The 22,319-nt window shown below is 39.9% G+C and carries 21 protein-coding genes; 14 read left to right on the top strand and 7 right to left on the bottom strand.

Features of this window, described 5'->3' with window-relative positions:
- Positions 1-278: 278 nt before the first annotated feature.
- Positions 279-2,501 carry an NADP-dependent isocitrate dehydrogenase gene (locus tag GQR47_RS05635; protein WP_165723630.1) on the bottom strand — a complete coding sequence of 741 codons (2,223 nt, stop codon included), beginning with the start codon at positions 2,499-2,501 and terminating at the stop codon, positions 279-281.
- Positions 2,502-3,012: 511 nt separating this feature from the next.
- Entirely contained in the window at positions 3,013-3,231 is a 219-nt protein-coding gene (gene cspD, locus GQR47_RS05630) for a cold shock domain-containing protein CspD (protein WP_002962500.1), read from the bottom strand.
- 208 nt (positions 3,232-3,439) lie between these two features.
- Here cspD and clpS point away from each other — a divergent pair, with 208 nt between their 5' ends.
- A complete protein-coding gene (gene clpS / locus GQR47_RS05625) occupies positions 3,440-3,748 on the top strand; it encodes an ATP-dependent Clp protease adapter ClpS (RefSeq protein ID WP_002962498.1) in 309 nt (102 codons plus the stop codon).
- 93 nt (positions 3,749-3,841) lie between these two features.
- Positions 3,842-6,103, top strand: a complete 2,262-nt coding sequence (gene clpA / locus GQR47_RS05620) for an ATP-dependent Clp protease ATP-binding subunit ClpA (RefSeq protein ID WP_024595509.1) — start codon at positions 3,842-3,844, stop codon at positions 6,101-6,103.
- A 214-nt stretch (positions 6,104-6,317) separates the two neighbouring features.
- On the opposite strand, the gene infA is transcribed toward clpA, so the two are convergent.
- The 4 genes from infA to trxB form a co-directional block, all read right to left on the bottom strand.
- Entirely contained in the window at positions 6,318-6,536 is a 219-nt protein-coding gene (infA, locus tag GQR47_RS05615; RefSeq protein ID WP_002962494.1) for a translation initiation factor IF-1, read from the bottom strand.
- 90 nt (positions 6,537-6,626) lie between these two features.
- On the bottom strand, positions 6,627-7,331 hold the full coding sequence (locus GQR47_RS05610) for an arginyltransferase (RefSeq protein ID WP_024606094.1): 705 nt from the start codon (positions 7,329-7,331) through the stop codon (positions 6,627-6,629).
- On the bottom strand, positions 7,324-8,040 hold the full coding sequence (gene aat / locus GQR47_RS05605; protein WP_165723629.1) for a leucyl/phenylalanyl-tRNA--protein transferase: 717 nt from the start codon (positions 8,038-8,040) through the stop codon (positions 7,324-7,326). The genes GQR47_RS05610 and aat overlap by 8 nt, the downstream gene beginning before the upstream one ends.
- Positions 8,041-8,137: 97 nt before the next feature.
- The gene (gene trxB / locus GQR47_RS05600; RefSeq protein WP_165723628.1) at positions 8,138-9,088 is read right to left on the bottom strand and encodes a thioredoxin-disulfide reductase; all 951 of its coding nucleotides are present in this window, start codon (positions 9,086-9,088) and stop codon (positions 8,138-8,140) included.
- Between the two features lie 287 nt (positions 9,089-9,375).
- Between trxB and pssA the strand changes: the two genes are divergently transcribed.
- Entirely contained in the window at positions 9,376-10,701 is a 1,326-nt protein-coding gene (gene pssA, locus GQR47_RS05595) for a CDP-diacylglycerol--serine O-phosphatidyltransferase (RefSeq protein WP_002962483.1), read from the top strand.
- A gap of 108 nt (positions 10,702-10,809) precedes the next feature.
- Here the strand turns inward: pssA and ald are convergent, their stop codons facing one another.
- The gene (ald, locus tag GQR47_RS05590; RefSeq protein ID WP_165723627.1) at positions 10,810-11,931 is read right to left on the bottom strand and encodes an alanine dehydrogenase; all 1,122 of its coding nucleotides are present in this window, start codon (positions 11,929-11,931) and stop codon (positions 10,810-10,812) included.
- A gap of 142 nt (positions 11,932-12,073) precedes the next feature.
- On the opposite strand from ald, the gene lrp reads away from it, so the two are divergent.
- The 11 genes from lrp (at position 12,074) to GQR47_RS05535 (ending at position 22,244) form a co-directional block, all read left to right on the top strand.
- The gene (gene lrp / locus GQR47_RS05585; protein WP_007582985.1) at positions 12,074-12,553 is read left to right on the top strand and encodes a leucine-responsive transcriptional regulator Lrp; all 480 of its coding nucleotides are present in this window, start codon (positions 12,074-12,076) and stop codon (positions 12,551-12,553) included.
- Positions 12,554-12,726: 173 nt separating this feature from the next.
- The gene (locus GQR47_RS05580) at positions 12,727-15,225 is read left to right on the top strand and encodes a DNA translocase FtsK 4TM domain-containing protein (RefSeq protein WP_165723626.1); all 2,499 of its coding nucleotides are present in this window, start codon (positions 12,727-12,729) and stop codon (positions 15,223-15,225) included.
- Entirely contained in the window at positions 15,222-15,848 is a 627-nt protein-coding gene (lolA, locus tag GQR47_RS05575) for an outer membrane lipoprotein chaperone LolA (protein WP_024595503.1), read from the top strand. Before GQR47_RS05580 ends, lolA begins: the two co-directional genes overlap by 4 nt.
- Entirely contained in the window at positions 15,841-17,184 is a 1,344-nt protein-coding gene (locus tag GQR47_RS05570; RefSeq protein WP_165723625.1) for a replication-associated recombination protein A, read from the top strand. The genes lolA and GQR47_RS05570 overlap by 8 nt, the downstream gene beginning before the upstream one ends.
- A complete protein-coding gene (crcB, locus tag GQR47_RS05565; RefSeq protein ID WP_021032117.1) occupies positions 17,177-17,557 on the top strand; it encodes a fluoride efflux transporter CrcB in 381 nt (126 codons plus the stop codon). Before GQR47_RS05570 ends, crcB begins: the two co-directional genes overlap by 8 nt.
- 9 nt (positions 17,558-17,566) lie before the next feature.
- Entirely contained in the window at positions 17,567-18,871 is a 1,305-nt protein-coding gene (gene serS, locus GQR47_RS05560) for a serine--tRNA ligase (RefSeq protein WP_165723624.1), read from the top strand.
- Between the two features lie 318 nt (positions 18,872-19,189).
- On the top strand, positions 19,190-19,648 hold the full coding sequence (locus tag GQR47_RS05555) for a hypothetical protein (protein WP_154903013.1): 459 nt from the start codon (positions 19,190-19,192) through the stop codon (positions 19,646-19,648).
- A gap of 109 nt (positions 19,649-19,757) precedes the next feature.
- Positions 19,758-20,159, top strand: a complete 402-nt coding sequence (locus GQR47_RS05550) for a hypothetical protein (protein ID WP_154903014.1) — start codon at positions 19,758-19,760, stop codon at positions 20,157-20,159.
- Positions 20,160-20,257: 98 nt separating this feature from the next.
- Positions 20,258-20,944, top strand: coding sequence for a hypothetical protein (locus tag GQR47_RS05545; RefSeq protein ID WP_154903015.1), 687 nt, complete (start codon positions 20,258-20,260; stop codon positions 20,942-20,944).
- A gap of 20 nt (positions 20,945-20,964) precedes the next feature.
- A complete protein-coding gene (locus GQR47_RS05540; RefSeq protein WP_154903016.1) occupies positions 20,965-21,681 on the top strand; it encodes a hypothetical protein in 717 nt (238 codons plus the stop codon).
- 170 nt (positions 21,682-21,851) lie between these two features.
- Positions 21,852-22,244 (top strand): hypothetical protein, encoded by a 393-nt coding sequence (locus GQR47_RS05535; protein WP_154903017.1) that lies wholly within the window; start codon positions 21,852-21,854, stop codon positions 22,242-22,244.
- The last annotated feature ends 75 nt before the right edge of the window (positions 22,245-22,319 follow it).

Below are 22,319 nucleotides of genomic sequence, written 5' to 3'. Positions count from 1 at the left end.
AATTTGAGGGATTAAATCTGACGGTAACTGCGTTAAAAATTTCTGATATAGAGCAACTAAATAACGAAATTTTTGCCTTGTTATCGACAAGATTTTCTTGCCTCAAAGTTGATCACTTAATTAAGCGAATTGGTATGATACTAAATAATTAATTAAATAAATAAATTTAATTATTCAAAGGCCGCTATTTTATAAATAGCGGCCTTTTTTTGTAAAGTTTAGACATAAAAAAGCCGCTTACTTTTGCAAGTAAGCGGCTTTTAAATTTAAACCGATATTTATACTAATTTAGCAAGAATATCGTTAAATGTAGTGCTTGGACGCATCGCTTTAAAGGCTGCATCATCGTTAGGCTGGAAGTAACCGCCTAAATCAACTGCAGGGCCTTGCGCATCGTTAAGCTCACTTACGATTTGCTCTTTATTAGACTCAAGGTCGCTAGCGATTTGAGTAAACTGTGCTTTAAGTTCACTGTCATCATTTTGCTTAGCAAGTTCTTGTGCCCAGAATAAAGATAGGAAGAAATGAGAACCACGGTTATCAATTTCTTTCACTTTACGTGACGGCGATTTGTTTTCAGCAAGGAACGTACCTGTTGCTTTATCTAGGGTATCAGCAAGTACTTGTGCCTTGTTGTTACCAGCAGTTACGCTTAAGTGCTCAAGTGATGCAGCAAGTGCTAAAAATTCACCTAAAGAATCCCAACGTAAGTGGTTTTCTTTTTCGAATTGTTGAACGTGCTTAGGTGCAGAACCACCCGCGCCAGTTTCAAATAAGCCACCACCGTTCATAAGTGGAACAATTGAAAGCATTTTAGCACTCGTACCCAACTCTAAAATTGGGAATAAATCTGTTAGGTAATCACGTAGTACGTTACCTGTTACAGAAATCGTGTCTTTACCTTCTTTAATACGCGCTAGTGAGAACAATGTTGCTTCAAGCGGTGCTAAAATTTGAATATCTAGACCCGCTGTATCGTGCTCTGGTAGGTATTTATTTACTTTTTTGATTAGCTGCGCATCATGTGCACGGTTTTCGTCTAACCAGAAAATAGCTGGAACGCCTGTTGCGCGTGCACGATTTACTGCAAGCTTAACCCAATCTTGAATTGGTGCGTCTTTAACCTGACACATACGCCAGATATCGCCTTGCTCAACACTGTGCTCAAGTAATGTATTACCATTTGCATCAACAACACGGATAGAACCGTCCGCTTTTGCTTCAAATGTTTTGTCGTGTGAACCGTATTCTTCAGCTTTTTGAGCCATAAGGCCAACGTTTGGAACGCTACCCATTGTTGTTGGATCAAACGCGCCATTTTCTTTACAAAAATCGATAGTTGCTTGGTAAACACTTGAGTAACAGCGATCAGGAATTACAAAGCTAGTGTCTTGTAATTTACCATCGTTATTCCACATTTGACCGCTTGAACGGATTGCTGCAGGCATAGATGCATCGATGATCACGTCACTTGGTACGTGTAAATTTGTAATACCACGGTCAGAATCAACCATAGCAATAGCAGGGCGGTTAGCGTAAACAGCTTGAATGTCTGCTTCGATTTCTTCGCGCTTAGCATCGTCTAATGTTTGAATTTTAGAATATACGTCGCCTAAACCATTATTTACATCAACACCTAGCTCTTCAAAAAGCTCACCGTGTTTAGCAAATACATCTTTGTAGAATACTTTAACAGCGTGACCGAAGATGATTGGATCAGATACTTTCATCATTGTCGCTTTCATGTGAAGCGAGAACAAAACACCTTTTTCTTTAGCAGCGTCAATTTCTGCAGCTAAGAAAGCTTGAAGCTTAGAAGCGCTAATGCTTGATGCATCAATAACTTCGCCAGCTAAAAGAGGTGTGCTTTGTTTAAGAACAGTAACGTCACCGTTAGTTGCAACATGTTCAATACGCACATCAGTGGCTGTATCAACAGTTACTGATTTTTCTGAACCGAAGAAATCGCCTTCGCTCATACTTGCAACGTAAGACTGAGAATCTTTGCTCCACGCACCCATTGAATGTGGGTTGTTACGTGCATATTCTTTTACAGAGCCTGGCGCGCGACGATCTGAGTTACCTTCACGTAGTACAGGGTTTACTGCACTGCCTTTAATTTTGTCGTAAGCCGCTTGAATTGCTTTTTCTTCATCATTTTTAGGTTCAACAGGGTATTCTGGAAGAGCGTAACCTTTTGCTTGAAGCTCTTTAATTACAGCGCGAAGCTGTGGTACAGATGCACTGATGTTTGGTAATTTGATGATGTTTGCTTCTGGTGTTTTAGCAAGCTCGCCAAGTTCAGCAAGTGCATCACCGATGCGTTGTTCTTCTGTTAAATAATCAGGGAAGCTAGCAATTACACGACCTGCTAATGAAATGTCGCGAGTTTCAACTTCAACACCGGCCGCATTTGTATATGCTTGGATGATCGGTAGCAACGAATAAGTTGCTAGTGCCGGAGCTTCGTCCGTTTTTGTATAGATAATTTTTGATGTCATCATCATTCCTAGATAGTCGACCGATAAGGTCTTATTCAACAATGCAAAGAAAATCATTACTTATGAGTGAGTACATATTATTAAACAAGTTAATGAACACGTACGCTCGTAATGAATAGTTTGTTAGGTGTTGGTACTCAGCGTTGCTCTTTTATAAAAGCAGAATAGTCACACCTGACGAACTGGAATCGTATTTATAGCTAAAAAATTAACAAAAATAAATCAGCCTTTAGCCTAGTACATATAAAAGAGGCGATAAGGTGTTATGCGCAATTTTTAGCACCAAGAGTGTAACAAGCTTAAATAAAAAGGGCTAGAGTTTGAGCATGCCCAATAAGCAGTTAAACAATCAACTCTTAGAACATTGGGGTATATAAAATAAATTCAAGGAAAAGGGTTGAATTTGAATGAAAAGAGGCAATAAATAAGGGAAGAAGAGATAAGTTAGTATGCTTAAGGAATTAAGCGAGGATCTTAAAAGGTCGCTCGCTTTAGTCGAACAAAACAATCGTCACTCAATAATGTCACCATCTGGGGCAATATTTTTAGCGTGTAGGCCTTTAGGCCCTTGTTCTAATTCGAATGTTACATCTTGACCAGCTTTAAGCGTTTTATAGCCGTCCATTACAATTGTTGAGTAATGAGCGAAGATATCATTCTCGCAGCCGTCTTCTACGATGAAACCAAAACCTTTGGCGTTGTTGAACCATTTAACTTTACCACAAGCCATACTTCTACATCCTTCAATAAGTTGACTAATTTAGTTATTCTAAACCGTATAATTTGCTAGACTGACTAAGGTTTAATCAATCTATGTTTGACTGTAGTTTATTTAGCCAACCAGTCAAGTGTTTTGAGTTATTTTTTAACATTTTATTTATTTTTTATTCAAGTTTGCTTGAGTTACAAAGACAAGACTATATTTAATTATGAGTGGTATGAAAGATTCAGGTGTTATCGACACAGTTCGCGACAGTGAAAAGCAAAAGCTACAGCCGCCGCGAAAATATAAAGTTGTTTTAAATAACGACGACTACACGCCGATGGACTTCGTAATTGAAGTTTTAACGACGTTTTTTAATATGGATAGCGATAGAGCAACCGATGTGATGCTTCAGGTTCATGAAAAAGGTAAGGGTATTTGCGGTGTTTACAGCGCCGATGTTGCCCACACCAAAGTTGAACAAGTTAACCGTTACTCACGGGATAACGAGCATCCACTGCTTTGTAGTTGTGAGCAGGAATAATACCAATTTAATACAATTGGTATAAATACCAATTAGGGTGATCAAACATCCGATTGTTGTGGTATAAATTATTATCTCAGTAAGGGGTTGCCAATGCTAAACAAAGACTTAGAACTCACTTTAAATGCCGCGTTTCGTGAAGCGCGCACTCGCCGTCATGAGTTTATGACCGTAGAGCACCTTTTACTTGCGCTATTAGATAATCCTTCTGCAGGAGAAGCCTTAAACGCGTGTGGTGTTAATCTTTCAGGCTTAAAAACCGAATTATTAGAATTTATTGACGAAACAACACCCGTCATCCCAGATTTAGAAGAAGAGCGTGAAACTCAGCCAACGCTTGGTTTTCAGCGTGTATTACAACGTGCTGTGTTTCATGTGCAATCGTCAGGAAAAAACGAAGTGACGGGTGTCAATGTGCTGGTTGCTATTTTTTCTGAGCAAGAGAGCCAAGCTGTTTATTTACTTAAAAAGCATGATGTATCGCGCTTAGATATTGTTAATTTTATTTCGCACGGTATTTCAAAAGCTGATGATGAACTAGGCGACGACAGCGATGATATACATGAAGAAGTGCAAGAAGTTCAAAACGAAGAAGCAAGTAAGCTAGACAGCTTTACAACTAACTTAAACGCTCAGGCTCGTGAAGGTAATATTGACCCACTGATTGGGCGCGACAGCGAAGTAGAGCGTACGGTACAAGTATTGTGTCGTCGTAAAAAGAATAACCCATTACTTGTTGGTGAAGCGGGCGTTGGTAAAACAGCCATTGCTGAAGGTTTAGCGTACCGTATTGTGAACGAGCAAGTACCAGAAGTAATTGCAGATGCAGTTGTGTACTCACTAGATATGGGGGCATTGCTTGCAGGTACTAAATACCGTGGCGATTTTGAAAAGCGCTTTAAAAGCTTATTAAAAGAGCTTCAGGCACAACCTGGGTCTATTTTATTTATTGATGAAATACATACCATAATAGGTGCTGGCGCAGCGTCTGGTGGCGTTATGGACGCTTCAAACTTACTTAAACCACTTCTTTCAAGTGGTAAGTTACGTTGTATGGGTTCAACCACTTACAATGAGTATAAAAATATTTTTGAGAAAGACCGTGCATTAGTACGTCGTTTTCAAAAAATTGATGTACTTGAACCAAGTGTTGCTGATACCACTAAAATTTTAAATGGATTAAAAGAGCGTTACGAAGAGCACCATGGTATTCGCTACACTCAAAAAGCATTAAAAGCAGCTGCTGAACTTAGTGCTAAATACATTAATGAGCGCCACTTGCCAGATAAAGCAATTGATGTAATTGATGAAGCGGGCGCTAACCAACGTTTACAGCCTAGTTCTAAACGTAAAAAAACCATTGGTGTGGCTGATATAGAGCTAATAATATCGAAGATGGCACGTATTCCACCACAAAATGTGTCTTCAACAGATAAAGAGACGCTTAAAAATCTAGACCGTAATCTTAAAATGCTTGTGTTTGGACAAGATCAATCTATTGATGCACTTACATCGGCTATTCGTTTATCCCGCTCGGGTTTATCAAGCGAAGAAAAACCAGTGGGTTCGTTCTTGTTTGCAGGCCCAACAGGTGTTGGTAAAACAGAAGTAACTAAGCAACTTGCTAAATGTATGGGTGTTGAGTTTATTCGTTTTGATATGTCTGAGTATGTAGAGCGCCACGCAATCAGCCGATTAATTGGTGCTCCACCAGGATATGTTGGTTTTGAGCAAGGCGGGTTATTAACCGAGGCGGTTATTAAAAACCCACATGCGGTTGTACTTTTAGATGAGATTGAAAAAGCGCATCCAGATATTTACAATATTTTACTACAAGTTATGGATCACGGTACGTTAACCGATAATAACGGTCGTAAAGCTGATTTTAGAAATGTAGTGGTTGTAATGACTACCAATGCGGGCGTACAAGAAACCACGCGTAAGTCGATTGGTTTTACAGAGCAAGATCACACGCACGATGCAATGGGTGAAATTAATAAAGTATTTTCGCCAGAATTTAGAAACCGTTTAGATAACATTATTTGGTTTAACCACCTTGAACGTGAAGTTATTTTACTGGTGGTTGATAAATTTATTGTGGAACTGCAAGCTCAGCTTGATAAAAAATCGGTTAATCTTGAGCTTACGCCTAAAGCGCGTGAATGGCTCGCAGATAAAGGTTATGACAAGGCTATGGGTGCACGACCAATGGCACGTGTTATTCAAGAAGAGCTTAAAAAGCAATTAGCTAATGAAATACTGTTTGGTGAACTTGTTGATGGCGGTACAGTTAAAGTATCGGTTAAAGACAAGAAGATTCGCTTTGATTACGAGAGCAATTTAACGCCAGCGTAAAACGTTAATTACACAACTAAGTTAAATAAAAATGGCCCGCTAAATAATAGCGGGCCATTTTTTTGCCATTTTTATAGGCAACAAAAAACCCAGTAAAAACTGGGTTTTTTGTTTATTAAATGTAATTGCTAGTCAATGTCTATCAATTACATTTAATAAACGCTTAAAGCTAGTAAAACACTAGCCAAAAACTAAATCTCGTTTACGCACTTACTTAGCGAGCACGGAATACGATACGACCCTTTGATAAATCGTAAGGAGTCATTTCTACCGTTACTTTATCGCCGGTTAAAATACGGATATAGTTTTTGCGCATTTTGCCTGAAATGTGAGCCACAACTACGTGACCATTTTCTAGCTCAACTCGGAACATTGTATTTGGTAAAGTATCAAGGACTGTCCCTTGCATTTCGATTACGTCTTCTTTCGCCATGTTTAGCGTAACACCTCTTTAATAGTTAAACGCTGCAGATTTTGCCCAAAATACACCAATAAGTAAAGGCGCAGGGGCTATATTTGCAAATTAAATAGCCACCCACTCATCATTGAGCTGTTTTTGAGCTGGTAAAAACTGAGTTTTGTACTTCATTTTATCGCATTCATCAATTTGATAGCCTAAGTACACGTATTGCTTATTTTGCTCTTTTGCAAATTTAAGCTGCTCTAATATCATCACAGAGCCTAAACTATAGTGTTCAAAGTCGGGGTCAAAAAAAGTATAAATTGCAGAAATAGAGCTGTTCATACAATCAGTTACGGCAACTGCGGCTAAAGTATCTTGGTGCCATAGTTCAATAAATGTGATTTTGAGCCAACTGCAAAGTAAAAAGCTTTGAAACTGTTCTTTTTCAGGAGGATACATACTTCCATCCTGATGGCGCATCGTTATGTATTTACTATAGAGCGGATAATACTCAGGGCGTTCTTGCGTCGAGTATTTTACTTCAAACTGGTTTTTTGCTTTGTTTAGTTTACGTTTTTGCGATTTTGATGGGATAAAGTCTTGTGCTAATACACGTACAGAATTACATGCACTGCATATTGGGCAGTGTGGACGGTATATTTGGTTACCACTGCGACGAAACCCTAAGCCTAATAATGACTCAAATTTGTCTGTGCTGTAGCAACTAGGATCTAGAATAACTAAAAGTTGCTCTTGTCTGTTGGGTAAATAACTACAGTCAAACTCTTGGGTTAAACCAACACGTGCAGGAAGTTGCTCATTCATAGATTGCGTCAAGTTCTTGTGGCTCCCACATAATAGGATTAATAATATAGTTATGTGCAGCTTTTAGTTTAGTCAAAAATGTTGAGCGGGGGATTACTTGTGCACCTAAGGTCATTAAATAAGGGTTTTCTAACTGGCAATCAATAAAATGCGCATTATGACGTTTAAGCCAATTTACCAGTGCCCACATAGCAAGCTTTGAGCAATTGGTTTGATGATGAAACATCGATTCACCACAAAAAACACCACTATGCATAATACCGTATAAGCCACCTGCAAGCTCTCCGTTGCTCCACACTTCTATGCTATGGGCAATGCCAGCATTGTGTGCATTAACATAAGCGTTGAGCATGTCAGAGGTGATCCAAGTGCCATCGGTATTAAGGCGTTGATCGCGACAAGCTTCTATTACCTCCTCAAAGGCATTATTAATGGTTACTTTTACAGGGTGCTTTTTTAAATGTTTACGCAGGCTCTTACTTATATGAAAATCATCCAGTTCAAAAATCCCGCGTTCGCTCGGCGACCACCACATAATAGGCTCATCTTCGCTAAACCAAGGGAATATTCCGCTTTTGTAGGCATTACTTAGGCGAGGTAAACTTAAATCTCCGCCAATTGCTAACAAGCCATCAGGGGATTCTAATGCGTATTCCGGATTGGGGAATGCTATATCGGTTTCACTTAATTGGTATAGCTGATTTCTCATACAGTACTTATTTTATAATTGATCGTAAAAGTGTAACTATATTTTAGACATAAAAAAAGGGCTGAATAATCAGCCCTATTATAATTTATTTAATTGCTTATAAATTATCTAAGAAACGCTCTGCATCAAGGGCAGCCATACAGCCTGTACCCGCTGATGTGATTGCTTGACGGTAAATGTGGTCAGACACATCACCTGCAGCAAAAACGCCCTCTACACTTGTTTGAGTTGCGTTACCATTCAATCCAGACTCTACAACTAAGTAGCCGTCTTTCATTTCTAGTTGACCAACAAACATATCTGTATTTGGCTTATGACCAATAGCAATAAATACACCGGCTAAATCTAGCTCTTCTGTCGCATCAGAGTGTGCATCTTTAATACGAATGCCAGTTACGCCCATTTGGTCGCCTAATACTTCGTCAAGCGTACGGTTGTAATGTAAAACAACGTTACCGTTAGCTGCTTTTTCAGCAAGGCGGTCTGCAAGTATTTTTTCACTACGGAAACTATCACGGCGGTGAATAACATGTACTTCGTCAGCAATGTTAGATAAGTATAGCGCTTCTTCAACCGCTGTATTACCACCACCAACAACCGCTACTTTCTGACCTTTATAGAAAAAGCCATCACATGTAGCACAGGCTGAAACGCCACGGCCTTGGAAATTAGTTTCAGACTCTAAGCCTAAGTATTTAGCAGAAGCACCTGTTGCAATGATTAACGCATCACATGTGTAAGTACCTTGGTCGCCAGTTAGTGTGAAAGGGCGCTTAGATACATCTACTTTATTGATGTGATCGAATATGATTTCAGTTTCAAAGCGCTCAGCGTGCTCTTTCATACGATCCATTAATGCAGGGCCCGTTAAGCCGTGTGCATCACCAGGCCAGTTTTCAACTTCAGTTGTGGTTGTTAATTGACCACCTTGTTGAATGCCTGTAATTAAAACAGGGTTTAAATTTGCACGTGCGGCATATACTGCGGCAGTATAACCAGCTGGGCCAGAGCCTAAAATTAGTAGCTTACAATGTTTTGCTTCAGTCATTATTTTTTCCTAAACGTTTAATACGGTCTTTAATGCGCTCGATTCTAAGAAAATCAAGGCGGATGTAAACAAAATCCGCGATTATTTTTTTTCGCAAATCGAAAAGCTGTGCAGTATTGTGTACTAGAGCTCAGTACTTTTACAGTTAAAACACCTAAGTAGCTCAATAAATAGACTAACAGGCAACAAAACAGCGTTAATTCATGACCCCTTTGATTTTTTTTGTTATGTTTTACCTAATTTTATTTGTCACTGATAGATTATGTGACCTAAGCGAATAGGCAACTATGTTATTTTGGCAGGAAAAACCCGCATTCGGGTTGACTTCAAAAGACGTTAACGTCTTAACCAATGCGCAAGATTACCGAACGCAATTGCTACGTTTGATAGCTAATGCAAAAAAACGAATTTATATCACAGCGCTTTATTTACAGGATGACGAAGCAGGCCGCGAGATTTTAGAAGCCCTGCATCGAGTATCATTAGAGAACCCTGCGCTTGATGTAAAAGTGCTGGTGGATTTTCATCGTGCGCAACGTGGTTTAATTGGTGCAGAGAAATCTGATGGTAACGCAAGTTTATACTGTGACGATTTAGAAAAGTTTAAATCGAACGTACAAGTTTATGGCGTACCTGTAAAAGCTAAAGAATTATTTGGCGTATTACATTTAAAGGGTTTTGTCATTGACGATACTTTACTTTACAGCGGCGCAAGCTTAAACAACGTGTATTTGCAGTATAACGAGCGTTACAGACTCGATCGTTACTTTTTAATAACGCAGAGCGAGCTGTGTGATTCAGTGGTTGATTTTATTGAGACAAAGCTAATTAGCTCCGTTGCTGTGCCACGCATAGACACACGACCGCTTAAGCGTTTACACGACTTCAAACTTGATCAAAAGCAATTAATGCGTGATTTAAAAGTCGCAAGTTACAACGCAGCAGAGCAACTAAATACGCAAGCATTAGGTATTCGTTTGTTTTTAGGGCTTGGTCGTCGTAATAACGAATTAAATCGTTTAATAAAAGCGTTATTTGATACCACAGAGCAAGAGCTTGTGTTGTATACGCCATACTTTAATTTTCCGGCGCCACTTATGCGATCACTGCGCCGATTATTAAAGCAAGGTAAGCAAGTTACTATTGTGGTGGGGGATAAAACAGCCAATGACTTTTATTTACCGCCAAGTGAGCCGTTTAGTAAAATAGGGGCATTACCTTATTTATACGAAACTATTTTGCATAAGTTTGTAAAAACGCAAAAACGTCACATCGATAACGGTAATTTAAATGTGTATCTGTGGAAAGATGAAAGTAATTCGTTTCATTTAAAAGGTATTTGCTCAGATAGAACAAAACATTTACTGAGTGGGCATAACTTAAATCCGCGTGCATGGGGTCTTGATATCGAAAACGGTATTTTAATAGAAGATCCAGAGCAAACAATTATGGATGCTATTGATAACGAAAAGCAGGAAATTTTACAACACTGCCGACGTTTAACAGGCCCAGATGATTTAGAAACAATGGATGATTACCCGCAGCCAGTTAAAAAACTACTTGGCCAAGCTAAGCGCGTAAAAGTAGATTTTATAATTAAGCGTTTCATATAAATTTACTTTAAATCAGACATAAAAAAAGCAGCTAATTAGCTGCTTTTTTTATGGGTTGTAGTTAGGTAGCTACATTACTTAATACCAACCTAACTACGAAACGCTAAATTATGCGTTTTCTACCGCTGTGCGTGGGTCAACATATTCTATGTTGAACGCTTCAGCTACTTCTTTGTAAGTTACTTGGCCTTTAATTACGTTTAAGCCTTTTAAGAAGTGAGCGTCATCTAGTAGCGCCTTTTTATAGCCTTTGTTTGCAAGGTTAATGATGAAAGGCAATGTTGCATTGTTAAGTGCAAACGTAGATGTGCGTGGAACTGCACCTGGCATGTTAGCAACACAGTAGTGAACAACTTCATCAACGATGAAAGTTGGATCAGCATGCGTAGTTGCTTTAGAAGTAGCAATACAGCCACCTTGGTCGATTGCAACGTCAACAATTGCAGAACCAGGTTTCATTGCTTTAATGTGCTCAGCAGTTACTAGTTTAGGTGCAGCTGCACCAGGGATCAGTACACCACCGATTACTAAATCAGCTTCTAGTACGTGTTTTTCTAGTGCATCAGCAGTTGAGTAAATAGCTTTAACTTTATTACCAAATTGCGCGTCTAGAGCACGTAATACGTCGATGTTACGATCAAGAACGACAACTTCAGCACCAAGGCCAACAGCCATTTGAGCTGCGCTACGACCAACCATGCCGCCGCCAATGATAACAACTTTAGCAGCTTCAACGCCTGGTACGCCACCTAGTAGCATGCCACGACCGTGGTTAGATTTTTCTAGCGCTTGTGCACCAGCTTGAATAGACATACGACCAGCAACTTCGCTCATAGGAGCAAGAAGCGGTAAACCACCGCGTGAGTCAGTTACAGTTTCGTATGCAATACAAATAGCTTTGCTTTTTACAAGGTCTTCAGTTTGTGGAAGATCAGGTGCAAGGTGTAAGTAAGTGAAAAGAATTTGGTCTTCACGTAGCATTGCACGTTCAACAGCTTGCGGCTCTTTTACTTTTACAATCATATCTGCTTTAGCGAAAACATCAGCAGCAGTTGCTAAAATTTCAGCACCCGCTTGTGTGTAATCTTCGTTAGTAAAACCAATGCCCATGCCTGCATCAGTTTCTACAATCACTTGGTGACCGTGGTTTACTAATTCACGAACACTTGCAGGAACCATACCTACACGGTATTCATGGTTTTTAATTTCTTTAGGAACACCAATAATCATATCATTTGCCTTATTAAGAACGGATTAACATTTTCCACTATTATATTCATCATAAGCCCGTGTGTCTCACCTTTTTTAAAGTCAAATCTAGTGTTATCATCTAGATAATAAAAATAAACAGCATAAAAAACTAGTTGGTACTATGCATCAATTATTAGATAGAATTGACCGTAAAATTTTAATGGAATTACAACACGATGGACGCTTGTCGAACGTAGAACTGGCCAGACGAGTTGGCCTAAGCGCCACGCCCTGCTTGGAGCGAGTAAAAAAGCTAGAACGAGAAGGTTATATACTTGGCTATAAAGCGGTGGTCGATCCCGCTAAGCTTGGGCAAGGTTTATCGGTGTATGTAGAAGTAACGATTACTAAAACATCTCCCGACGTATTTGATGAGTTTAGTGCTGCGGTTAAAAAGCACGAAGAAATTATTGAATGTCATTTAGTATCGGGTAATTTTGATTTTTTACTTAAAACGCGCGTAAACGATATGTCAGAATACCGTGGCGTATTAGGCGACATACTATTGAAACTGCCAAACGTAAGTGAAAGCCGAACTTATGTAGTAATGGAAGAAGTAAAAGGTGAAGAAGGCGTAATTATTCGCCCTTATATTACTTAAGGTTATTTATATTAGCTTCGTCATTTGCTTATATAAGCTCAAATTATAAAAACTTGTTCATAATCAGGCCATCAAGGTTAAGATAAAGTGCAACAAATTGCATTTCCTGCTAAGGTATTTCACTGCTAAGTAAGTGTGAATAAAAATAGAATAATAAAGAGGAATAGGGAACTATGCGCCTAAACGGTGTGCAAAGACTATTAGAAACAGGGCTGATTATCAGCACCTTTACGGCAATATTTATTTTATGTGCCTTGATCAGCTTTGATCCAGCAGATGCTGCATGGTCGCAAACTAGTTTTAGCGAAGTAAGCAACATCACAGGAGCAGCCGGTGCATGGATAGCCGACATTTTATTACTGACCTTTGGTTGGTTGGCTTACTTAGTGCCTGCGGCCATTCAGCTATTTGGCTACTTGCTATTTAAACAACCTCACCGCATTTTACAGCTTGATTACACTACCTTAGCGCTGCGTGTTATTGGTTTTGCTTTATTTATTACCTCAGCTACCGCTATTAGTAGTATTAATTTCGACGATATTTATAACTTTTCATCGGGTGGAGTAGTGGGCGATGTTATTGCATCAGCCATGATGCCTGCGTTTAACTTTACCGGTACATCTATATTATTGCTGTGTTTCTTTTTCGCAGGGCTTACCTTATTGACGGGAGTATCGTGGGTTGATTTTGTAGATTACCTTGGCGATTTAATGGTTAGGCTTTATCGCTATGTTGTATCGTATGCAAAAGGCTGGATGCACCGAGAACATACTGCAGGTAAAGTAAATAATAACGATGAAGCAGACGCCCATTTTGAAGACTATATAAAAGAGCAAATAGAGCTGCCTACATCAGCTAAAAAAGCAGATAAACAAAAAGCGATAGATAAGCCTCAAACACCGTTTAGTGAACCACAAATGAGTGATGACTTTATGCCGTTTGATGAACTTGACGATATACTCGATCAAGAAATTGGCTTTAGCGCCATAGATGACGAACCAATGGACACGGCTGCTGCATTAAATGCGCTTGATCAAAGCCCAGTTGTGGAGCCTGAAAAACCAGTTACAACGGTGGTATCGCCAGCAAGACCAATGCCTAAGCCAAAAGCGCAATATCAACCACCACCAACGGCAAAAGAAAAGTTTGAGCAATTATTAACGCAAGAGCCACCACCGGGGCCATTACCATCGCTCGATTTACTCGACAGACCGGATAAAGCTAAAAACCCAATTTCGCAAGAAGAGCTTGATAGCGTATCGCGCCTAGTAGAGACAAAACTTCTCGACTTCAATGTACAAGCAACCGTAGTAGCGGTATACCCAGGCCCCGTTGTTACGCGTTTTGAGCTAGATTTAGCGCCAGGTATAAAGGTGTCTAAAATCACAGGCTTAGCTAAAGATTTAGCCCGTTCGCTTTCGGCAATTAGTGTACGTGTTGTAGAAGTTATTCCAGGTAAAACCTATGTTGGTATCGAACTTCCAAATAAACACCGTGAAATAGTTCGTTTATCAGAAGTAATAAACGCCCCTAAATTTGAGCAAAATCCGTCGCCACTTACTATGGTGCTTGGTAAAGACATTGCTGGTCAGCCGGTATGTGCTGATTTAGGTAAAATGCCACATTTATTGGTAGCCGGTACAACTGGTTCAGGTAAATCAGTGGGCGTTAATGTCATGATAGTAAGCTTGCTTTACAAATCGGGTCCTGACGATGTACGTATGATTATGATTGACCCTAAAATGCTTGAGCTTTCAGTATACGAAGGCATTCCGCATTTATTGTGTGAAGTAGTTACCGATATGAAAGAAGCTGCCAACGCACTGCGTTGGTGTGTAGGCGAAATGGAACGTCGTTATAAATTAATGTCAGCATTGGGTGTGCGTAATTTAAAAGGTTATAACCAAAAAGTGCTTGAAGCCAATGAAGCGGGTTACCCGATTCTTGATCCATTATTTAAAGACACTGATGGCATGAAAGAAGGCCCCGACGAGCTAGGTAAATTACCAAGTATTGTTGTAGTAATAGACGAATTTGCCGACATGATGATGATTGTAGGTAAAAAAGTAGAAGAACTTATTGCACGTATAGCCCAAAAGGCACGTGCGGCAGGCATTCACTTAGTGCTTGCTACGCAGCGCCCATCGGTTGATGTAATTACCGGCTTAATTAAAGCTAATATCCCAACACGTATGGCGTTTCAGGTATCGAGCAAAATAGATTCACGGACAATACTTGACCAACAAGGCGCAGAAAACTTACTAGGTATGGGCGACATGCTTTATTTACCGCCAGGCACTAGCGTACCAGAGCGTGTGCATGGCGCGTTTGTAGACGACCATGAAGTACACGCCGTAGTAAACGATTGGAAAGCACGTGCTAAACCAAATTACATTGACGAAATACTCAATGGCGATGCCACTGAAGATATTTTATTACCGGGTGAAGCTAGCGAAAATGCAGATGAAGAATCTGATCCGTTATACGACGAAGCTGTGTCGTTTGTAATTGAAACCGGCAAAGTATCGGTATCGTCAGTGCAACGTAAATTACGTGTTGGCTACAACCGCGCAGCACGTTTAGTAGAACAAATGGAAACATCGGGTATCGTGAGTTCACCAGGTCATAACGGTGCTCGCGATGTATTAGTACCTAATGGAGCAAATTCATGAAAAAAGTTAACGCCTTATTATTAGTGTTAGGCAGCGTACTTGCCGCACCAAGCTTTGCTGACGACAGCCAAGCATTACAAGACAGACTTGCTACTTTAAAAAGCTTTAAAGCGCAGTTTGCACAACAAGTAACAGACAAAGAAGGCCAAGCAGTTATGCAAGGCGAGGGCACAATAGCGCTTCAACAGCCTATGATGATTCGCTGGCAGCAAACTAATCCAGACGATACGTTATTTGTATCAAACGGTGATAAAACATATTACTTCGACAGCTTTGCTGAGCAAGTAACAATTATGAAAACCAGCAGCCTAATCGACTCAACACCATTTGTGCTACTGACATCAAAAGACCCAGCACAGTGGGAGAAATACAGCGTACTTGCAACAAATACTGGCTTTAGCGTAACGCCAAATAAAGGCGTAGAAAGTCAAGTAGAACAACTTGATATAGCATTTGCGGGTAACGAGCAAGGGCTTGCTAAACTAGTGGTTACCGACAACTCAGGGCAGCTATCGTCATTTACGTTTAACAATGCCCAAGTTAATACACCGCTTGATCAAAGCACTTTTGAATTTACGCCTCCTGAAGGTGTTGAAATAGACGATCAGAGTAACGGTGAGTAATTTAGGTTTTAATTTTGGGCCCGATGTACGCCCACTTGCCGCGCGTATGCGCCCTACAACACTTGATGAATACATTGGTCAGCAGCACTTATTAAGTGCTGATAAACCACTGCATCAAGCCATTGTCGCGGGGCGATGCCATAGTTTAATTTTATGGGGTCCGCCTGGTGTGGGTAAAACAACACTTGCGCAAATTATTGCCAACCATGCTGATGCCTCACTTATTCAAATGTCGGCGGTAACTGCAGGTGTAAAAGATATACGCGACAGCGTAACGCAAGCGCGGGACAACCTAGAAAGCCGTGGCCAACGCACCCTTATGTTTGTTGACGAAGTTCATCGCTTTAATAAATCCCAACAAGATGCATTTTTACCGCACATAGAAGACGGTACCTTTATATTTGTAGGTGCAACCACCGAAAACCCATCGTTTGCCCTTAACAACGCTATATTGTCGCGTGCGCGCGTGTATGTTTTAAAATCGCTTGCCGATACCGACTTATACACCGTAATAGATCGCGCACTTAAACAAGACGAGCAGCTAAGCCAAAAACACATCACTATTGCCGACAACGCTAAAAAGGCACTGTGCCAAGCAAGTGGCGGCGATGCGCGTAAAGTACTTAATTTACTTGAACAAGCAGTTGACTTAACAACCGAGAAAAACGGTCAATACAACGTAGATGAGCACGTACTTAGCCAAGTGCTACCAACGCATTTAGCTAAATATGATAAAGGCGGAGATGAGTTTTACGATTTAATATCGGCCTTTCATAAATCAGTACGAGGTAGCTCCCCCGACGGTGCACTGTATTGGTATTGCCGAATTTTAGCCGGTGGCGGCGACCCTTTGTATGTAGCAAGGCGTTTACTTGCCATAGCTACAGAAGACATAGGTAACGCCGATCCGCGTGCGATGGAAGTGGCCTTAAATGCGTGGGATATATTTCAACGTGTTGGCCCAAGCGAGGGTGAGCGTGCAATTGCACAAGCCACACTGTATTTAGCCAGCGCACCTAAAAGTAATGCGGTGTATATGGCGTTTAATCAAGCAAAAGCAGATGCCAAAAACGAGCCAAGTTATCCCGTACCAGAGCATTTACGCAATGCCCCAACTAACTTAATGAAAGACTTAGGGTATGGCGCTGAGTATCGTTATGCGCACAATGAAGAAGGCGCATTTGCCGCAGGTGAAAAATACTTACCACCAGAGATGGACGGCAAAGAATATTACTTACCGAGCGAGCGCGGACTTGAGCAAAAAATTAAACAAAAACTCGATTACCTAAAAGAGCGCGATGCGCAAAGCCCACTTAGACGATACGAAAATGATTAAACTTTATATGATGATCGCCCTTGGCGGAGCCTCAGGTGCGTGTTTACGGTTTTTTATTAGCGAAAGCATGCTAAAACTCCTCGGTAGGGGATTCCCTTTTGGCACGTTGACGGTTAATATTCTGGGTTCATTGTTAATGGGCATTTTGTACGGTTTGATAGATAAAGAAATTATCACCGCAAGCCCCGCCAAAACCCTTATCGGTATTGGCTTTTTAGGTGCATTAACCACCTTTTCAACATTCTCAATGGACTCGTTGTTGTTATTACAACAAGGTCACTTTATTAAAATGGCCCTCAATATCATCTTAAACGTGATGGTGTGTATTTTTATGGCTTGGCTGGGCCTTCAGCTAGTAATGCAAAAAGGTTAAAAAACTAACATGTTAGATTCTAAATTTTTACGTCAAGACATCGAACAAACTGCAGCACGTTTAGCGGCTCGCGGTTACGAACTCGATGTAGCGACGGTAACGGCACTTGAAGAAAAACGCAAAACATTACAAGTAAAAACGCAAGAACTTCAAAGTCAACGTAATGCAAGCGCAAAAGCAATTGGTCAAGCCAAAGCTAAAGGCGAAGACGCACAGCTATTACTTGATGCAGTGGCTAACTTAGGCAGTGAGCTAGACGCCGCTAAAACAGAGCAAGATGAAGTATTAGCCGCTATTAACGACATAGCTTTAGCAATTCCAAACTTGCCGGACGAGTCAGTACCTGCAGGTAAAGACGAAGACGACAACGTTGAAATTTTAACGTGGGGCACACCTAAAAAATTCGATTTTGAAGTTAAAGACCACGTAGATGTAGGCCAAGACCTAAACGGTTTAGACTTTGAAATGGGCGTTAAAATTAGTGGCGCACGCTTTACTGTAATGCGTGGCCAAGTAGCGCGTATGCACCGTGCACTAACGCAATTTATGCTAGATACACATGCTGATAAAAACGGCTATACAGAAATGTATGTACCGTACCTAGTAAATAGCGCCAGCCTTTACGGCACGAGCCAACTACCTAAATTTGCGGGCGATTTGTTCCACACATTAGGCCTTGTAAACGACGACGGCGAACAACAAGCCGGCTTTAGCTTAATTCCTACAGCAGAAGTACCGCTTACAAATAGCGCCCGCGACGAAATTTACGATGAAAGCGATTTACCAATTCGTTTAGTTGCCCACACTCCGTGTTTTAGAAGCGAAGCAGGCAGCTATGGTCGCGATACACGTGGCTTAATTCGTCAACACCAGTTTGATAAAGTTGAACTTGTACAACTTGTAAAACCAGAAGACTCAATGGCAACGCTTGAAGAGTTAACAGGTCACGCAGAGCAAATACTACAAGCGCTTGAACTTCCGTACCGTAAAGTAATTTTATGTATGGGCGACATGGGCTTTGGCTCAGCTAAAACATACGATTTAGAAGTATGGTTACCTGCGCAAGATACATACCGCGAAATTTCATCATGTTCAAACATGGCTGACTTTCAGGCGCGTAGAATGCAAGCACGTTTTCGTCGTGAAGGTGTTAAAAAGCCAGAGTTACTACATACACTAAATGGTTCAGGCTTAGCCGTTGGCCGTACACTAGTAGCGATACTAGAAAACTACCAACAAGCCGATGGCACAGTAGTAGTACCAGAAGTATTACGCCCATACATGGGTGGACTTGAAGTGATTGGTAAACAATAAAAATCAAGTTTAAGTTAAGCAAGCTTTAAGCTTGTAAATCTTAAGACGAAAGCCGCTGTTTGCAATGAACAGCGGCTTTTTTTAGGTTAAAGGCAAAAGCTTAGAGAAAAATTTAAGTTATCTTATTAATAATATCGCTTACACCTATTTTATGGCTCATTACTTTTTTGTCCGATATTACTGATCTCTACCATTTTGGGCTATTTCTACATCAAGGAAACTTAAATATCGGCTAACTAGTTGTTTACAAGTCCTTATTAGCTGGTTAAATTAGAATCTTTGTAATATTTGGACATTTGTCGGTTTATAAAGCGACAAATGTCGGATACAAAGTTGTTAGAATTCATCTGTATGTATAGCAAGCTAATAGGTAAAATTTTAGAAAATACTCGGCCAGAATTTTTGGGTGCGGCACTCGTAGTAATCTACGGTGGAACTTATCTCGCTGGGTATTACGCACTTCAGCTCTTTGCACAATTAATTAAGTGGGATATTAGTATCAACTTTTACATGCTAAATATATTTATTGGCTGTATTGGGGTTGGGGAGCTATCGCGAGGGATGCTGAAGTTAGCCATGCGGAGCAATGGATGGAAGTATAGTATTATTAGTACAGCTGTGGCGGGTGCTTCTTGTGTTGGGGTGTTTTGGGTGTTAATGGTTTTTAAGTGGAGCCATAACACCTTTTCACAAGTACCATTGGCTGCGTTAGCTGGAGCTGTATTCTATTTGGTGTTGGCTGGGGCGATGGCTCTAGAAAGCCGTAAAAAATTCTAACAAGTGTAGCCACCTGACAAAAATTGTTACGCGCCTTTTTGTGTTTTCGCTACGCTCAATTTTACACAAAAATGCACTCCACAATTTTTGCAGGTGCTACAGGCGTTATATGGCAAAGGAAGCTATGCGATTCATCCTCACAATTTCACTCTTATTTCTAGCTGGTTGCGCCAACCTTAAATACCAGCCTGAAGATGGGCTTGTAAAAATAGAGGTTCAGAAATTAGTACCTACAGAAAATTGCAGTGGCAAAGGCATTCGTGCATATTCGGTAAAAGGCTCTAACAAACGTCATTTGCTAGACAAAGAGGTGTTTTATGTATCTCCCGGCAACTGGGAAATCGCTTATTATCCAACCTATGAAGAATTGCAAAATGGTATGTGTGAAGAAATGGAGAGGCTAATAATTCATGGAGAATACACTATTTCTCATGAGTTTAAACAAGGCTTTAGTTACTTCATCTACCTAAACAAAGAACGTGAAGCTGGCATTAAGCAAAATGCCATATAACAAGCTAATAAATAAGGACAAAAAACAGTTGGCTGTTTTCGTTCCTCAACATTTTAGCCAACAATTTTTTGCCCATTATTAGGGCGTTAGGTAACCTTATGATACTTCGCGATGTTCAATTAGTTAACGGTGGTAAATCGAGTAAAGAGAAGCTTGAACAAAATAAGTACTTGATGAACTATTGGAACTTAGTTGAAGATATTTTTTGTATATATCTGCCTGATAAGTTTGATTTTGCAGGGTTGGCAAAGCTGAATGTATATCTGGGAAGATATTCAGGTGAGGATTACATCCCACCACGATCTGATGGAATAGCGGCTTATAAAAGAGATGACTTTATATTCGATGATTTTTGCGAACTTTCCGACCATAGTAAATGTGTTAAGTCTCTTTATTATCTAACTGATTCTCTTAAAATTATAGGAAATAGGCTCAACGTACCTTTTGAGATTTTAAACACCATTGATCTAATTGCTGAAAAGGTCTTAGGTTGTGATTTCCAGTTGGAACGAATACATAAAAAAACCAGCAAATGGAATAAGTCTAGGAATATTCGAGCTACTACGACCCTAACTTATAAAATTGGCGGGATAGATATCAACTTTGCATTGATTGATAAGAGTGGTAGTGTTTTATACTCAAAGCAATTATTTTCGAACCAATTCAGGGACTCAACTTGGTTTATTCTTTTCCACGGAGCATGGCGTGACTCAATTTTCACAATTACTAATAGAGTTGAGAAACCTATATTTTCAATTGATAGCTCGGAGTTACCGGTTACCTAACAAAACCATTAACCGGATTTGTGGAAGAACGCCACAAACCGGTTATGGAAGGTGTTATGTGTATTGGGAAAGTTGTGAGTATGACTCGATTTTGGGATATTCAATTAGTATTAGATAGCACGTACACCGAAGAAGAAAAAAAAACTGTGATTGTGAATTCTAGATCTATGGTTCATTTCATTGAAAGGCTTTTATACCCACTTAACTTTCGTAGCAAATTTTCAAGACTAGTTATAAGTTGCTCTAAGTTACCAGTAGAAACTGAGTTTAGCCTGGGAAAAGATCCTGCAATTGCCCATGTTAATATCTCACAAGATTTAGGGTGTTTCATTCACTCAGATGATGAAAAGTATTTAGCTTTCGAGAAAATTCTAAAACATGGTTTTGAGGTTGCTGAAAAATATGCTGAGTTGCCGAAATCAGAAGTGTTTGATGCCATAGAACAGTTTAAATCCACTGGCTTCAAAAACGAATGGGTTCATATTGAAAAAACTTGGAAGCGAAAAGGAGTCACTTGCATAATTGAGTGTCATCATAAATTGAATACTTTCCAACTAGTTCAAAAACTTTATAAATGTGACGCATTGGTTCATTCCTCAATTATTGCTGAATCTATGCCTAGGGAGTGGTTGTTCAATCAGTTACTGGGTAAAGTCGTGCTCAAAGAGGGGGCAAACTTATTTATTCAGTTAAATCTGAGGTTTTATCAATTTTTGTTCTTGATACCAATAAACTAGAAATATTTGGTTCAGTTTAAAATACACATAACAAGCGCCTCAATTCGCTCTTAAGTTCGCTCGGACAATTAACAATGGGCTATTGTCGCTGCGCTCAATATTTTAGCCCATTATTAAATTGCCGCTTAGGCGGGCGTAATGTGTATAAATCTATATGGTGCAATATTCCAGTGTTTGAACAATTTAAGAAAATAATTGCTAGTATTTTCCTTTTATTTTTCCTTTCGGGTTGCACTGTCGGTCATAAGGACTATCAGAGATATCTGAATATGAATATTGGTGAGAATATAAATAATCAAAAGCTTTCTAAATCACCTGATGCTGGTGAGTTGATAAGATCGGATTATTTAATCGCAGGCGAAGGGTTAACCAATATTACAACATTAGATACTGGTTTTTTGAGATACCATTTTAGCAGGCAAGAAGTATTACCGAATTACAGTATTAAAGACTTTGTCGGTAAATGTCTTATTTATTACGATGTTGATCCTAAAACGGAAATCATAATTGCTTGGGGTTTTGATAAAGGTGGTAACTCTTTAAGTTGTAGAACTTGGCCTTGAGTGCAATATACACATAACAAGTGACTATGGTGTCAATTCCTAATTTCAAACGATTTTAGGATCCCGCATGACACT

Source organism: Pseudoalteromonas sp. Z1A2 (assembly GCF_011378755.1).
GTDB classification, from domain to species: domain Bacteria; phylum Pseudomonadota; class Gammaproteobacteria; order Enterobacterales; family Alteromonadaceae; genus Pseudoalteromonas; species Pseudoalteromonas distincta.
This window is presented reverse-complemented; position numbering and strand designations above follow the sequence as displayed.